The sequence below is a fragment of the Streptomyces sp. 3211.6 genome (assembly GCF_003634815.1).
GTDB lineage: Bacteria > Actinomycetota > Actinomycetes > Streptomycetales > Streptomycetaceae > Streptomyces > Streptomyces katrae_A.
Window position 1 is genome coordinate 72,642 of record NZ_RBXC01000001.1, and the last position, 15,505, is coordinate 88,146.

Sequence of the window (15,505 nt, forward strand, 5' to 3'; positions counted from 1 at the left end):
CCTATGTGGTGAGGCGTCGTTGGGCTTCGTATGGGGCGGGGTACGTGGAGTTGGATTGTTCCGGACGGGTTGTGGGAGATCGCGAAGCCGCTGCTCCCGCCGTCTCGGGTGCGGCCGCAGGGCGGCGGGACACAGGACACGCCTGACGAGACGCTGTTCGCAGCGATCATCTACGTGCTGGTATCGGGGTGTGCCTGGCGAGCACTGCCGCCATGCTTCGGGATATCGAAGTCCACCGCACACCGCCGGTTCCTGATCTGGTCCAGAGCCGGCGTCTGGGGCCGCCTGCACGAGAAGATCCTGTACCGGCTCGACGACGCCGGCTTGCTCGACCTCTCCCGCGTGGTTCTGGACTCCGCCCACGTCAGGGCTAAAAAGGGGGCGAACTCACAGGTCCGAGCCCCGTGGACCGGGGCAAGGCGGGCTCCAAGATGCACGTCCTGTCGGACGCGGCAGGACTGCCCCTCCTCGTCGGTGTCAGTGCGGGCAACACCCACGACAGCCTCGCGCTGAAGCCGATGGTGCTCGGTCACCAAACGAGACACGACCCCTACCGTGGCCGCTGCTTCAAGCCGCAACGCATCCATGCCGACAAGGCCTACGACATACCCCATCTGCGGAAATGGCTCCGCGGCAAACGAATCGGAGTCCGCATCGCCCGCAAGGGCGTCGAGTCCAGCGAGCGGCTCGGGCGGCGCAGGTGGGTGATCGAGCGGACGATGTCCTGGCTGACCGGCTACCGCCGGCTCAACCACCGCTACGAGCGTCATCCCCGCAACTACCTGGCCTTCCTCGGCCTCGCCGCAGCCCTCTGCTGCTACAAACGCCTCCTCCGCCTCACCACATAGGACACGGTCTAAAGCGTGCGGCCACACGAGGGCGGGGCCGCCCCCCCCTTTCAGGACGGCCCCGCGTTCAGCTTGTAGATCAGGCCGCGGTGCTGGACTTGAAGACTGCCGTGAACCAAGCAGGCCGCGGGTACACCTGCTGCTGCACCACCCAGTCGTAGTACCTATCGAGGAGCTCGGGGTGGAAGAAACTGAATCGCCGGAGAACGTCGAACGGGTTCACGTCCCGAACTCGGGACCAGGCCTCAAACCAGGCCGGAAGGCTGCGCGTATGAACCTCGCAGGCCACAAGGAAGCTCAAATACTGCGCGAGGTCCACCGGCATGGTCTCGCCCCGTACGATGCGGTGCGCCGTGGTGCGCGGCAGGCTGTGGCGGCCGACTCGCTCGACGAACTCTCGAAGCGGCGGGCGCCCGGCGGCGTCGTAGGCGGCGCGCAGGGCCCGGCTGAGGTCGGCCTCGCTGACGGCCAAGTCGGGCCGCGGCGCGGCCCCCCATCGGCTGGGGCGCCGCTTGCAGACCTCGTAGGCGTCCATGAAGAGCTGCCCCGCGCGCGCGTGCTCCGGGCCGTCGACGATGCCGCACGCGGCCAGGTAGTCCTGGACGCAGCCCACTGTGGGCATCGTCTTCCCGGAGGCGGCGCGCTTGAGGGGGGAGGCCCCGCGCCGGCTGCGCTTGGCCAGCGTGCTGTAGGGGATGCTGCCCCGCTTGTCGCGGAGGAACTGGGCCAGCGCCCCCAGCTCGGGGATCGTGTGGTCGACAGGGGCTTCGGGGCGCCCCGGCCGGCCCACTAGTTCACGCCCCCACTGCCGGGACCGCCGAGCGCGGCGTTCAGCAGCCGCCGCAGCAGACCACCCCCGCCGCCCTTGCCGCCCTTAACGTTCGAGGCGACCAGGACGGCGACGCTGACCGCGCCGGCGCCCCCGAGCAGGGCGAGGATGTCCTGCACGGGCATGTGCGCGATGAGGCTGAGGAGCACGGCGGCCGCCAGGTAGGCGGCGATGACGAACGCATGCGGCATGCCGAAGCGCACGCCGGAGACCGGGGCCGAGGCCCCGTCGATCGTGTTCAATTCAGGCAACCCTTCACGGGTAAGGATCGACGGCCCCAAGAGGGCCGCCGACCGACGGCTACTGGCTCCAACAGGCCGTGTCCCACTAGGCGATTGGCGTCACCTGAGCAGCGGAACGAAGCACTGCCGACCAAGCCTCTCAGCCCGTAGCCCCTCCACGCCAAGACCCCTGAATTGGCCCCTAAGCCGTCCCAGATGTTGGCTCTTAGCCAACGAATCCACGGCGCCTCTGACCTGCGACGATGCTGGTTCCGAAGCGTCCAAAATTCATTGGCCCGACTTTTGTCCCAGCAACACTGAGCGAAAGGCCTTCCTGGCAGCCGTAGTCTCGACCTCGTTACGCGCGCACAATCCTCAAACGGCGTGTGCGCGCACAGGCGCCCTGACTGCTACTGGCTCCAACCAAGGCAAACACCAGGGACATTGCGGGTCACGTTGGCGCGTGCCCGCGCGGCGGCCGATGAGCGTACCCCTGTGGTGCGGACGTCGGCCTTTGCCGTATCCCGGACAACCCCCGAGGACCAAAACCCACACGTTGCGCCCTGAGCGCCTTTCAGGCCCCCACTCGACAAACCCAAGGACCCCGAGCGGCTGTTCGGCGCCCAGGCGGCCACACAGGGCCCTTCCCGGGCCTGCGGGGGACCCTGCTCCGACCAACAAGTCCCCGCTCCGCTGCGGGGCTCCCCCGTCGACGGTCCGGTGTACCGGGCCGGCCAGCAACAGGCAGGTGCACGGGTGCTGGGTGTCTCTCACTGAGCCTTTTCAGCGTTGCCTCTCCAGGGTGAGGACCGCGGCGGCGATGTCCGTCATGCGGTTTGGGCTGCAGCGGCTCCGGCGGAAGATCCGCCAGAACGAACCCGGCCCAAGGCCCGGATGACCGGCACCAGATCCAGCAGCAGGATCTCCGTCCCCCTCCGTACCTTCCGTCCGAGGAAAAACAGGGCACCCATCACTGCTGCCACAGCCATAACCACCGTGACGACGACATCAACATTCATGCGGCACCGCCCCGACGCCGTCGTCCTCCAGGCCATCGGCCACACACTTGCGCGAGTCCCACCCTCAGTCTCCCTACATCTCGGCCAGTGGGCCCTCACCACGAAGGCCCGCCCTGCCAGCGCGCATGGGTAACCATTAGCGCTGGCAAGACGGGCCTCACTCCTCTTCAACTACTGTCCAGGCACCCACTGACAACCGAGCCCACAACTGCCAAGTGAATCTTGAACCCCCGCTCAGACCGGCCCCCGAATCCCGCAGGTCATCACGGACATGCCCAACCACCCACGCCCGCCTACCAGGAGTTGGCCGCCTGGCGCATCGAGGCCATGGGTCACGAGGTCGACGTCCAGCTCGTGGCCGGCCTCCCGGGCAGATCCGCCGCGGGGCGCGCGGTGTCCCCGGTGCTCAGCCCGTCCCCTTCTGGTTGCGCTCGTCGTCCATGACGTCCCCGGCACCCCTGCCGGGAGCCCGGTCGTCGGGCAGCGGGTCCCCTTCCTCCCACGCGTCGTCGGCCGGAGCCCCGGTCGTGCGCTGCGTGGCGTCGAGGCCGGCGTCCCGCCGGCCGGCGGCGGAGAAATCGGCGCGGGCATCGCCGGCGTGGGCCTCGAAGTCCGCTTGCGCGCTCGCTTCGGAGAGCCTGTCGACGAGGCCGGCGGCCTGGTCCACCACGGTCTCCGTCACCTTCGCGGCGCCTTCCGCGAGGAAGGTGGCCATCTGCCCGAGTCCGTCGCGCAGGTCCTCCAGGTTGCCCGGGCTGCCGCCGGAGGGAGCGTCGCCGGTGTCGCCCCGCGAGGCGGAATCGGCCCGTGCCGGCGCGGACTCCGGGGTGGCGGACGGCCGGCCCGGCGGAGTCGGCGGGTCCGCTTGCTCAGGCGCGCGGTTCCGCGACCCGTCGGGCGGGTTGTCCGAGGGGGCCGAGGACGAGCGGACGCTCACGGGTGCCTGCTCACGGCCGCCCGTGGGGGCCGTGCCGTCGGCGGGCCGGGACGGCCGTCCGTCGGCGCCCGGGGTGCCGCCGGCCGGGGGCGTCTCCGCTGCGCCGTCGTTCCCGGCCCCGCTCCCCCCTTCCCGGCCCGGCCGGGTCCCCGCCTCCGCCGATGCGCCGCCGGAAGGACGTGAGGGTTCGGCGCCCCGGCCCGGCACTGGCTCCTGTTCCCGCGGTGCGGGGCGCGGGCCCGGCGGATCGGTGGGGCCCTTGTCCTGCCGCGGTTCCCCCTGGGGTTCCCGCGGCGCGGGCCGTCGTTCGTCGGACTGCCGTGGAGGCGGGGCCTCCCCGCGGCCGCCACGGGGAGGCCCCGATGGGGGGTCGGTGATCGGACGGGGGCTGCCGGGAGGCTCGGGAGGCCGACCGCCGCCGCCCTGCTGCCCGTCGCCGCGTACGGCAGGCGGGTCGTCCGGTGGCGGCCGGCCCACATCGGTACGATCCGGCGGTTCCTCCACCGGCCGGTCCGGGTCGGAGGAGGGCCGCGGCTCCGCCGGCTCCTCCTCCGCCGGCTTCGCCTCCGCCGGTTCTGCCTCCGCCGGTTCCGGTTCGGTCTCCGGTCGTCGTTCCTCGTCGGCGGCGCGTCCGTCGTCCACGTTCCAGGGCAGGTCGGACAGGCCGGGCTCTCCGGTGTCGGCCTGCCTGTCGCCCTCGTCACGGCCGTCGTCGTCCGTCCGGCGGTCGGCGCCTTCCGGCCGGACGTCGCCGTTCTCGTCCGCCGTCCCTTCTCCACCGCGGTCCTGCGCGTCCGGGCCCCTGTCGGGACCGCCCGAAGCCTCGGCGGGAGGAGGCGGCGGGGGCGGGGGTGCGTCGGCGGCCCCTCCGCCGTCTATCGCCACTGGCCCACCCCGGACCCGGCATCCCCCATGACGGCCCGGTTCTCCGTCGGGGCACGGTCGCCAGCCGGCGCGGACCCGTCGGCTCGTGTGGCCGCCCCGGCAGAGCCCCGAAGCCGGATGACCGTTCCTCGGATCACTGCATGAACTCCTTGAAGTACTCGAATTCAAGGCCCAGTTGGTAGGCGTGCATACGGGCGCCGTGTTCCACCCGCTCGGACGAGTCGAAGCGGGCGCGCAGGCCGACCGCGTAGGCCTCGCCCGTCACCTGGTTGAGCGACGGCAGTGTCGAGTCGTCCACCTTGCCCTGCTTGAAGAATCCGTCCATGGTGTCGTAGTAGGCCGCCATGTGCTCCCTGGCCTTCTCGGCGTTCATCGGAGCCTGGCGGATTTCGGCCAGCCTGTCCATGAAGGCATCAGGGCTCGGTTCGTATCCCGTTTCCGTCTTCCGGCAGTCGACGACCAGGCCGTTCCTGGTCGAGAGGGTGATGCGGTCGAACAGCCGCGAACCGAAAGCCTGGCGTATTGTGTCCGGATTGTTCCTGTAGGCCTCGTCGTGCACCGCTCCGGGAGTGTGGCGGCCTTCCGTCAGGACACGGCTGACGGTTCCGAGCCGGCTCACTTCAGGCGGCTCTGCGACGATGTGCAGTTCTTTGCGCCATTCGGGGCCGAAGTCTTTGGCCGTACCGATGAGTACGGACGGGTCCCGCAGCGTCCCCTCGATCGCGACGTCAAGCCTGAGCGCCCGGGCGTCGCTGATCGCCCTTCTGGTCCACTCCCCGGCGGCCTTGCCCGTCACCACCGTCATGTTGTGCGGTTCCGTGGCCATGACGGCGTCGTAGTCGGGGTGGAACGGCCGGAGCGCATCACCCTCTATCTGTATGACGTCGCCGCCGGCCTGCTCCTTCACCAGCTCCATGGCACGGCTCTTGCCCGTTCCGGGAGGGCCGCCCACCCAGGAGACGGTCCGCTTGTCACCTTCCGTCGCCGGTGTGGACTCCGCGGCCACCGCGCCCTCCTGCCACCGGTCACCGAAGACGAGCTCACGGACCTTCACCTGCCCCTGGTCCAGTTCTTCGGGCGAGAGATCCATCCGCCATGGGGGCTTCGGGGTGTCGGCCGCAGGCGCCGACACCTCCTGTGCCTTCGGGACTTCCGGGGCGGGATCGGCCGGGGCGGGCCGCTCGGCCGGGGCGGGATCGGCCGGGGCCGGCGCCCGGTTCCGCCCCTCGTCGTCCATTTCGTACATCGCGTGGTAGCCGTGGACGTCGCCGTCCGCGGGCTCCTCCTCCACGGCCGCGCGGTGGGCATCGGTACCGACGCTCTCCTGCGGATCTGCGGCGTCGTGCGCCTCGGCGGCGCGGTGCGTGTCCGCCGTGTCCACCGTGTCCTGCGGGTCCGTGTCCTCCCGGATGCCGGAGCCGTTCCGGGTGCCGGTGGACTCCCGTTCGGCAGCCGTGTCGTCCGCGTCCCCGCGAAGGTCGCCCTCACCGCGTGGGGGCGGTGGGGGTGGAGGAGGCGCGTCCGAGCCGGGGGCCGGGGCCTCCTTCATGATCGCGGCTCCTTTCCGCGGGCGCACTCCGTCGCTATGCGCTCGGCCGTCTCCTCCACCAGGGTCTCCACCAGCGTTCCCGGGACGCAGGCCAGCCGGAAGCCGCGTCCGACGTGTTCCTGTGTCGTACCGCCCGTCACCGCGGTCAACGCCTGGGACAGGCCGCTGCGCACGACGTCGCCGACCCGGCCGTGGGCGCGGTCGGGCCCGTAGCACGCCAGGGCGCGGACCTGCCGCCGGTGGTCGGCTCCCGAGGTGCCTGTCAGGACCAGCCCGCGGGCCGCCCATTCCGCCGCGCACCCCGGGTAGTCGTGCGGGCCGTCGGGCCGGTCCCGGCGGGCCTTGTGGATGACCTCCAGGACGTCCCGGAAGCGGTAGTTGGCGTACGTGTAGCGGCGGCGGTCCTCGTCGGGCGGGGCGGTCCCGAGCAGGCGCGAGGCCAGTACGGCGTGCAGGCGCGCGGCGAAGTCCCCGGGGTCGACCTCCTCCCGCATCAGCGGTTCACGGGCCGCCACCGCCCGTTCCACCGCGTAGACGAGGGTGCAGTCGAGGTCGCGGTCGGGAAGGGCCTTCAGGGCCTCGCGCACGGCGGGGGCGGGGCCCGGCGCGGGCATCCCCATGGCCTGGGCCGCCGCGGCCGCCTCCACCCAGATCAGGTGCAGCGGTGCGAGGGAGCGGTGGTGGGCGTCGTTCATCGTGCGCAGGGTGCAGGGGCTGCGCCGGCACGAGGCGCCGCAGAGCGCACTGCGGCTGCCCAGCAGGGGAGGGGCGGTGGAGGCCTCCTCCGCGCTCTCGTCCCCCTCGCCGTGGGGGACGGCGGTCAGCACCGGCCGGTCCATGCCGTCGGCCGCCACGGCCGCCCGCCCGGGCCGGAGCGCGACCACGCTCTCGCTCTGCTCGGACTGGAGGTTCATGGTCGCGCCCACGGACCGGCGGTCGTCCTCGGCGGGCAGCCGGTGCATGACCTTCAGGGCACTGTTCTTGATCACATCGGCCAGGATCTTGCTGGGGATCTGCTCGACGATGACCACGCCCTCGCCGTACGCACGGATCTCGGCCAGGAGGGACGCGAACAGCTCGACGGCCGCGGCGGCCGGACCCGACTCGACGTTCTTCAGGAGCCGGTGGGCCTCCTCGACGACCAGCACATGGCGCAGCGCCACCCCGCCCGTGCCGTGGTGGACGCGCAGGTGCTCGACGATGCGGATCAGCACGGCGCCGATCAGGAACGCTTTGTCCTGGTCGTTCGTGATGGTCTCCAGTTCGAGGACGACGTTCCCGGCCAGGAGGCCGGCGACGTCCAGCGGGTGACCGCCCTGGAAGAACCTGCCGGGGGTGCCCTCCCTCAGGGATCCGATGCGGACGTCCACGAAGCCGCGGACGTCCGCCGTGACCTCCCGCCCGTACCCGATCATCTCGACGACGCGCTGGGCGGTGGTCTGGAGGTCCGTCAGCGTCGGGTAGTGCGCGGTGCGCGGCACCTCCGGTTCGTCCAGCCGGAACCTGGGCTTGTAAGCGGGGCGCGGCTCGCCGGTGACGAGGTCCCAGCCGGCGGCCGTGTAGCACTGGGTGAGGGCCCGGGCGAGCACCTGCGGAAAGGGCTCGTGACCCTCGAACGCCGCCAGGAACAGGGCCCGTACGAGGTCAACGTGGCTCTGGAGGGGGAAGCCCGGCTCCGGCTCCAGGGGGTTGAGGGAGGCCGGCGCGACGTCCACGTCACCCGGTCTGATCACGGTGACCCGGGAGAGCGGCGACGGGCCGGCTGCTCCCTCCCGTGCGGGGGTTCCCTCTTGTCCGGCGGTTACTCCTTGTACGGCGGCCCGGCGCGCGGCGAGGCGTCCTGCCATCCTCGCGTACTCCGCCTTCGCAGGTTCGACCGCGAGCCAGGGGACGGGCCGTTCGTGCGTGGAGAGGGCGGTGAGCAGGCTGCGCACGGTCTGGGACTTGCCCGAGCCGGTGGCGCCGCAGACGAAGGTGTGCCGGTTGAGGGTGGCGCGGGAGACGTGCAACGGCCCGGAGGCCGTCAGGGACTCGTCGAGGACGTCGCCGAGCAGGAATCCGTCGGCGGCCGCCTCCGGGACGTCGGAGCTGACGTCGAACCGGTTCGCCGTCACCGTCTGGATGCCCGGCAGCTCACGGGCGGGCGGCCGGGCGAGTGCCGCCACGAGCTCGGCCGGGGCCGTGAAGGGCCCCCCGCCCTGCGCCCCCGCCGTGCCGCTGTCCGCCGCCATCGCCTCGGCCAGCGGTACGGGGTGCCGGGCCGGCACGAGCAGGTACGGCAGGTCGTCGAGCTCGCCGGAACCGCACAGCAGCGCCGCCGAGGCCAGGGCGGTCTCGGGGTGGTCGGCGCCGACCAGCACCCGTACGCTCCAGATCCCGGTGGCGAGAGCCCGTGTCAGCTCCCGGTAGCGGGCCTCGGCCCGCTCGGCCGCGATCCGGTCGGCCTCGGAGTTCTCCCGCTGGCGCAGCCGGGGCAGTGCGACGCCGAGCGCCGTGCGCTCCCGTTCGAGCCTCTCGTGGGGCACCGGCTCGGCAAGGACCAGCCAGGCGAAGGGATCGGGGAGGTGGGCGGCCGCGTCGTCGAAGGAACCCCGGCGCTCGGTCGGCAGGGACCGGCCGTCCTCGCCCAGGCGCAGGGGTTCGTGCACACCGGTGCAGGGCACCCAGTACGGCATGCGCCCCAGCAGCCCGGCGACCTCCTCGGGCGGGACCTCCCGGGCCGTGGCCCCGGGCGGATAGCGCAACGGGCGTTCCCTCCCGCCCCCCGGCTCTTCACCGGCGGGAGGGAAGAAGGGCGCGCCGCCGGCCAGGAAGTGCAGCGGCTCGTGGCGGCCCGGACGGATCCAGGCCATCGCCAGGCCCGCCGGGTCCGGGCCGCCGCGATGGGACAGCACCGCGTGGGCGGCCGTCACCGCCGCGGTGAGTTGGGCGGGCGTACGGTCCTGCGCGTGCGGTTCCTCGGGGCGCCGGGGGATGGTGAGGAGGCGGTGGAAGCGGTGGCCCGCCAGCGCGGCCGCAGCGCCGGGGATCACGTGAGGCTCGCCCGCGGCCGGGCGGACAGCCGGGGCAGCAGGCTGATGCCGGGGTTGCAGTCCCCGAACACCACCCGGCGCCCGCCCAGGGCCGCCTCCACCAGGACCAGGCCGGTCACCGGGAGCGCCTGGAGCTGCGTGGGTTCGACCGCGAACTCGTAGACGCGGCTGAGGTTCTCCCCCGTGGTGGTGGACTGCGCCGTCGATGTGTTGGTCGATTCCTGCCAGCTGCGCGAGAGGGAGGTGGAGAAGGAACGGGACGATCCCCAGTTCCTGCCCCATCCGGCCTTGCCGGAGGAGCCGCCGCGGCTGGTCCCGTCGGTCTCGGAGATGCCTCGCTGGTAGGTGTAGCCGTCGGAGCGGCCCTCGGTCAGGGTCTCGCCCACCTGCCGGGTCAGCTGGTTGACGAGGAAGCGGTGTTCCTGGCCGATGAACTGGGCGGCGGCCTTCGCCTCCTCGCCGTTGCCCATCCGCATGAACACGGTCGCGCTGTCCGAGCCGCCGGCGACCTGGACGGCGCCTTCCCGCAGGTGCTCCAGCAGCAGTACGAGACGGACCCCGCTGGTGCGCGCCTGGCGTGCCATCGATTCCAGGGCGTCACGGCCCAGATGGTCGGCCCCGGCGACCACGAGGGTTCCGGTGCCGCCGGCGAAGGTCCGCTTGCGCAGGGCGTGCAGGAGCCGGAAGAACACGAGCCGGTCGGTGAGGTCCTTGCGGCGGTGGACGACGTCCTCGCTGGTGACGATGGTCAGGGCACCGGGCCGCCACCACTGCGCGAGGGCCGGAACCCCCGCGTCGGCGGCCCCGCCGTCCGCCCCGTCGGCGGCTGCGCCCTCGGCGCGGGCGAGCAGTTCCAGCTGGGCGCGTACGTAGCGGAGTTCGTTCTGCACGCGTTCGGTGTGGCCGACGAGGTCGATCGCCTGGCTGATCGCCTCGATCTCGGACGGGTCGAGCGGGCCCGGCCGGTCCGGGTCGGCGTCGTACACGCGCATCAGGACGCGCAGGCCGGCGGCGAGCCGGGTGAAGGTCACCGCCCCTTCGAGGAGGGAGGCGACGGTCTGCAAGAGGTCCACGTCGATGGCGTGCAGGTCGACGTCGGTCCCCGGCGGCCGCATGGTCGCGAGCGCCTCGGCGAGGGCCTCGGCCAGTTCCTCCGGGGTGAACTCCGCGCACAGGTCGACTCCCAGGAACGCCTCGGGGACCGGGACGTGCAGGACGGGGACCTCGCGGCCGGCGGCGAATCCGGCGAGTTCGAGGGCGACGGCCTGCTGGGTGAGGTCCAGGACGAGTAGCGGCTGTCCGGAGCCGAGGAGCGGGCCGCCGACGGTGGCCAGCAGGCTCGCCCATCCGTGGGCGGTACCGCCGAACACGTCGATGCGGCTGGGGCGGGACGGCAGCGCGAGGGGGAACCAGGTGTCCAGTTCCCCGTTGCGGCGCAGGTGCTCGGCGCGGTGGGCGTCGAGCCGTCGCTGCCATGCCTGCATCCGGTTCTGGTGCTCACGGAGGGCCTGCGCGCGTTCGCGCTCCAGATCCCGCTGGGCCGCGCGCAGCCGTGACTGGGGAGAGGTTCCGACCCAGGCAGCGAGGAGGAGGACGACGGCGATCCCGGCGGCGACGATCCCGGGGCCGTCGCCGCCGGCGGCCAGGAAGGCGAACACGGCGAGCAAGAAGGTGAAACAGCCGCAGCCGGAGCTGTTCCGCTTGCCCGTGGCCCGCTCCTCCAGATCGCGGACCCGGGCGTTTGAGGGCCCGACGAGGACGGGCGGGCGCGCCGCGTCCGGGTGGGGCGGCGGCTCGGGCGGCTGGACGAACTCCCAGCCCCAGCGTTCCTCCCCGGCGAAGAGCCGCCGAACCAGCTCCGCTTCCGTGTCACTCACGGCATCGCTCATGAAGCCCCCCGTTCCACAGTGGGAGCATCCTGGCCCCACCACAGCGGTTCGTGTCACGGGCTGTGCGCCACCGTGGGCGCGCTTGTCGTGAACTGGCCGCTGATTGTCCGGATCCCTCCGCCCGTCGGGTCCTGTGGGGTTGGCCCGGGCCGGCGGGGTTTGGCCGTCCGGCCCTCCAAACGCGGCGCACACGGCGCAGGGCCCGGTACCTGAGCCGGACCGGGATTCTTTCGCCGGTCCGGCCGGCCGGACCGAGACGGCCGCCGCGAGCGGCAACGACGCGCTTCCGGAGCGACCTCTATGCGTGTCTGACCGCGCACGGTGACGACCTGTTCGAGCTGACCGACGCGATGCTGTGCGCGGACGGGCCGGTGAGGACGCCGGTGGACTTGACGCTGCTGGCCGAGCACCGCCTCGGTCACGGCTCCCTGTATGCGGCCTTGAACCACGGCCGCATCGACGTTGCCCGGCTGCGGCGGACTCTCGCCGCGGTGCCGCAGCCGAAGGCGTCCGACAACCGGCTCGTCCTGGCCGTGGATGTGAGCAACTGGCTGCGGCCGGACGCCGAGTGCAGCGCGGACAGGTTGTTCTGCCACAACTTCGGCCCGGGGCCGGGACCAGCACCTGATGATCCCGGGCTGGCCGTACTCGTTCGTCGCAGCGCTGGAGAGCGGCCGCACGTCCTGGTGCCAACTGTTGGACGCGGTGCGGCTCGGCCCGGCGGACGACGTCGCTGAGGTCACCGCCCGCCAGGTCCGCCGTGTCGTCGAGGACCTGATCGCCGGAGGACATGGGCGCGAAGGCGATCCAGACATCCTGGTCGTCTTCGACGCCGGGTACGACGCCCCGCGCATGGCTTACCTATTTGACGGGCTGCCCGTCGAGGTTCTGGGGCGGATGCGCTCGGACCGCGTCATGCGCCGGTCGACTCCCTCGCTCAAGGAGTACGCCGAGGCCTACCCCCGGGGCGGGCGGTATCCGAAGCACGGCAAGGAGTTCCGCTTCGCCAAACCCGAGACCTGGGGCGAGCCGGACGCGGCGACGGTCCAGGTCACCGACCGCTACGGCACAGCCCAGGCGATGGCCTGGGACCGTCTCCACCCCAGGCTCACCACCCGCTCCGCCTGGATCGACCACGACGGCGAACTCCCCATCATTGAAGGGACGCTGATCCGCCTGGAGGTCGACCGCCTGCCCGGCGGCGGAGATCCGCTGCCGCTGTGGCTGTGGTCCTCCGCTACCGGAATGACCGGCGCCGACGTCGATCTGCGCTGGCAGGCGTTCCTGCGACGCTTCGACCTGGAGCACACCCTCCGGATGATCAAGCAGACCCTCGGCTGGACCCGACCGAAGCTCCGCACCCCGGCGGCGGCAGACCGGTGGACATGGCTGGTCATCGTCGCGCACACCCAGCTACGTCTCACCAGGCCACTCGCCGAGGACATCCGCCGGCCCTGGGAGCGACCGATAGAACCGAACAGGCTCACCCCGGCCCGGGTCCGCCGGGGGTTCAGGAACATCCGCCCCCACCTGCCCTGCCCGCCCCGTGCGCCCAAACCCACCCGACCCGGCCCCGGCAGGCCGCTCGGCTCGAAGAACCAGCAGCCCGCCACCCGCTACGACGTGGGCAAAACCGTCCGACGCCCCGAGAGCATCATCGAACGCGACCGGTCCAGACCATAAAGAACAAGCTCAGGGGCTGTCAAGATACGTGTTTCCGCGACGTGCCTCGTTGCTGGTGGGGTGACGTAATGAAGTCATCGGTGAAGGAAGGACTGGCGCAGCCCGCGCGCTCCTCCATTCCCCAGACCATTTTTATTCGCTTCATCTACCAGAGATGAGAAAATCGTGACGATCATAGGAAACGACCGCCAAATCAAGAGTGCCCGCCGCCAGGACGCCGCGTTGCCGGAGGTGCTGGGTACACGCAGCGTCGACACGGGCAAGGTCGTTCGCTCGGGTGTTGCAACAAACATCTTTTGGCACTTTGAGGACTTCAGCTTTCACGGCGAGTTCTTCCATACGATCAGACTCCCCACGGCACAGGTCAATGCGTTCAGTCAGATCGCCGTATCGATCTGTGAACGCGACGCCGACGGCAACCCCTCCATCGGCGATGCCAAAATGGAAGTTCACAACGTTGTGCCATTTGGCGATGGCAGGATTGCTGTCCGAGGTGATATCCATTGGGGCACGAATCTGCCGGTGCGGCTAAATTACATCATCGTCACCTGAGCATTCTCAGGTCGGGGCGTGGTCTCATTCCCGCAAGCGGGCTTGGGGCGAAGCCCTCGGTTGGGTGGTCGGCCGTGCGGCGGGTCAGGCGCGACCGCCCTCTGACGCCGCCCAACGCGGGCCACCACTACACCAGTGGCGGCCCGCACTGTTGCGCATGGGGGCATGACCAGTGCGTGGCAAAAATGGGCGTCCGAGCCGTACGCATCCACCGCACCGCCCCCTGCACCTCTCCCCCGGCGCGGGGCCCGCGGACAAGGCCGCGCTGTGCCGCGCCGCCCACGGCGTGACCAGCGCCTCCGTGGCCACCCCGCGCCCCGTACGGCCGGTGACGTTCGGCCCGGCGCTCGTGCAGAAAATCGAACGCGCGTTTTAGTGGAGTGGTGAGACCACCGTTCCGCTTCCCCGAGGACCTGATGAGACTGAGCACGATAGATGGCCTTTGAGCACGCTAGTTGGCCTCTGAGCGTGATAGGTGGCCCGCAGGGTAGTGGGTGGATCATCCTGATCACGGCTGTTTCTGCGTTCTGCGGATTTCGGCATGTTCCGCGCGGTGTGCTGGTGGCACGACGGGTACTGACCAGAGGGCCGTGTGGTCGCACTGCTGTGGGTTCGATGAGCTGGCCGTGCCGTACGCGTTGATGTGCGGGGAGGCCCTCGATCCACGCCGCGATTGGACCGCTCGCTGGACGGTGACGTGGTAGGTCGACGGAAGCGACATCGTCTGTCCCGTGCGCGATCTGGCCACCTTCCCCTGGACTCGGGCCCAGCCTGTTCGCGCGTTCTCCTGGCGCCCGGGGCAGCGGCACAGGCCCGGGCTGGCGTTTATGGGGGCGACGGGCCGCGGGCACGGTTTCGAGAGCCTGGCCGAGCGCCGCGCGCTGACCGTTTTGGACTTCTGCGGCCAGGTCCGCGATGTGCTCTCGCAGCCGTTCCGCCTGCGGTTCCTCAACGGGACCCGCCGCGCACACATCCCGGACTTCCTGGTGGCCACGGCGGGGGCGACGCTGTTGATCGATGTCCGTCCGGCACACCTTGTGAAGGAGTCGGATGTGGCCGTGTTCGCGGCGACCGGCCGGGTGGCGGCTTCCGCTGGCTGGCGGTACCTGGTGGTGACTGGCTGGCGGAACAACGTCGCGGACACCGTGGAGGCCCTGGCGCGCGGGCGTCGCCGGCACACCGACCCGCTGGGCCTGGAAGATCAGCTCCTCGGGGCAGCGGTCAGGCCCCGTCGATTCGGCGAGCTCGTCGCCGCGACGTCGTGGCCGGTACTGGCGCGGGACCACCTGCAACGGCTGCTGTGGAAGCGGCGCTTGGCCTTCGACCTGAACGGGGCCGCTCGGGGATGGCACCTGGATCTACCCGGTGGGGCCATGATGGCCGACGCGGGTGCCCGCACGCCGTTGATCGAGGAGCTCACCGAGCAGGATCTGGCTCGCCTTCACATCCGGCTAGAGCACCTCATGGAGGTCGAGACCGGATTCCGCAGTGGCAGCCGTCACTGGGCCCGACCAGACGAGCCCCGGCCAGCCTTCGATCCTGCGACCACCAGCCTCGGAGAGCGCCGCTTGGCCAAGGTTGCCGAGCTCGGCGCGCTGCCGGAGACCGAGGCCGCCCGACTCGGGCTGGAGTCAGTCAGCGAACGCACCCTGAAGCGGATGGCCACCCGCTACCGCAAGTTCGGCCTCATTGGGCTGGCCGACGGCCGGTGGACGCGGCAGGCCGGCGGCCACCCATCGGTGACGGCCGATGTGGAGGAGGCGATCCGGAAGCGGACGCGGCGTGGACTGTGGCAGAGATGGAGCACCTGCTCGCCTCGTGGATCGTCTCCGTGTGGCAAAACCGGCGCCTGGACCAGCACGCTCCGGCCTGGGATCCCTCGGGCCGGCACAGCCCGAACGCCCCCTTCGCCGCCGCAGCAGCCCGCGACGGCATCGCCTTGGAGATCCCGGCGCCCGAGCTGTACTACGAGCTGCTGCCGGTGCAATTCGCGAAGGTCGACGCCCGGCGAGGAGTGAAGGTCGGCGGCCTCTGGTACGGGGCCCACAGCCCGGCCCTCGA

At 71.3% G+C, this 15,505-nt stretch carries 9 protein-coding genes and 2 pseudogenes; 4 read left to right on the forward strand and 7 right to left on the reverse strand.

From position 1 onward, the window contains the following. Positions 1-30 precede the first annotated feature (30 nt). A protein-coding gene (locus BX286_RS00290) for an IS5 family transposase (protein WP_100861943.1) occupies positions 31-848 on the forward strand; the annotation gives its coding sequence in 2 pieces (ribosomal slippage) (positions 31-373 and positions 373-848; 819 coding nt in all). Positions 849-927: 79 nt separating this feature from the next. Here the strand turns inward: BX286_RS00290 and BX286_RS00295 are convergent. The 7 genes and pseudogenes from BX286_RS00295 to BX286_RS00325 form a co-directional block, all read right to left on the reverse strand. Further along, positions 928-1,638: an XRE family transcriptional regulator gene (locus tag BX286_RS00295; protein WP_100861961.1), complete on the reverse strand. Its 711-nt coding sequence runs from the start codon at positions 1,636-1,638 to the stop codon at positions 928-930. Then, positions 1,638-1,919, reverse strand: a complete 282-nt coding sequence (locus tag BX286_RS00300; protein ID WP_100861962.1) for a hypothetical protein — start codon at positions 1,917-1,919, stop codon at positions 1,638-1,640. The genes BX286_RS00295 and BX286_RS00300 overlap by 1 nt, the downstream gene beginning before the upstream one ends. A 762-nt stretch (positions 1,920-2,681) precedes the next feature. Next, a pseudogene (locus BX286_RS00305) lies at positions 2,682-2,768 on the reverse strand (IS5/IS1182 family transposase); the annotation flags it as partial. Between the two features lie 555 nt (positions 2,769-3,323). Continuing rightward, positions 3,324-3,854 carry a hypothetical protein gene (locus BX286_RS35950; RefSeq protein ID WP_100861971.1) on the reverse strand — a complete coding sequence of 177 codons (531 nt, stop codon included), beginning with the start codon at positions 3,852-3,854 and terminating at the stop codon, positions 3,324-3,326. Between the two features lie 1,018 nt (positions 3,855-4,872). Next, positions 4,873-6,288 carry a zeta toxin family protein gene (locus BX286_RS00315; protein ID WP_121014269.1) on the reverse strand — a complete coding sequence of 472 codons (1,416 nt, stop codon included), beginning with the start codon at positions 6,286-6,288 and terminating at the stop codon, positions 4,873-4,875. Beyond that, positions 6,285-9,320 (reverse strand): ATP-binding protein, encoded by a 3,036-nt coding sequence (locus BX286_RS00320; protein WP_187344043.1) that lies wholly within the window; start codon positions 9,318-9,320, stop codon positions 6,285-6,287. The genes BX286_RS00315 and BX286_RS00320 overlap by 4 nt, the downstream gene beginning before the upstream one ends. Then, entirely contained in the window at positions 9,317-11,197 is a 1,881-nt protein-coding gene (locus BX286_RS00325; RefSeq protein ID WP_121014270.1) for a hypothetical protein, read from the reverse strand. Before BX286_RS00325 ends, BX286_RS00320 begins: the two co-directional genes overlap by 4 nt. A gap of 362 nt (positions 11,198-11,559) precedes the next feature. On the opposite strand from BX286_RS00325, the pseudogene BX286_RS00330 reads away from it, so the two are divergent. The 3 genes and pseudogenes from BX286_RS00330 (at position 11,560) to BX286_RS00340 (ending at position 15,462) form a co-directional block, all read left to right on the forward strand. Continuing rightward, positions 11,560-12,892: pseudogene (locus BX286_RS00330) on the forward strand (NF041680 family putative transposase). Between the two features lie 165 nt (positions 12,893-13,057). Continuing rightward, complete coding sequence (locus tag BX286_RS00335) at positions 13,058-13,444, forward strand: hypothetical protein (protein WP_100861974.1); 387 nt, start codon at positions 13,058-13,060, stop codon at positions 13,442-13,444. 731 nt (positions 13,445-14,175) lie between these two features. Further along, on the forward strand, positions 14,176-15,462 hold the full coding sequence (locus BX286_RS00340) for a TnsA-like heteromeric transposase endonuclease subunit (protein ID WP_261993279.1): 1,287 nt from the start codon (positions 14,176-14,178) through the stop codon (positions 15,460-15,462). Positions 15,463-15,505 lie beyond the last annotated feature (43 nt).

Bases quoted from the DNA above. Each gene is read 5' to 3' on its own strand.
- BX286_RS00315 (WP_121014269.1), bottom strand. From the start codon at position 6,288: ATGAAGGAGGCCCCGGCCCCCGGCTCGGACGCGCCTCCTCCACCCCCA.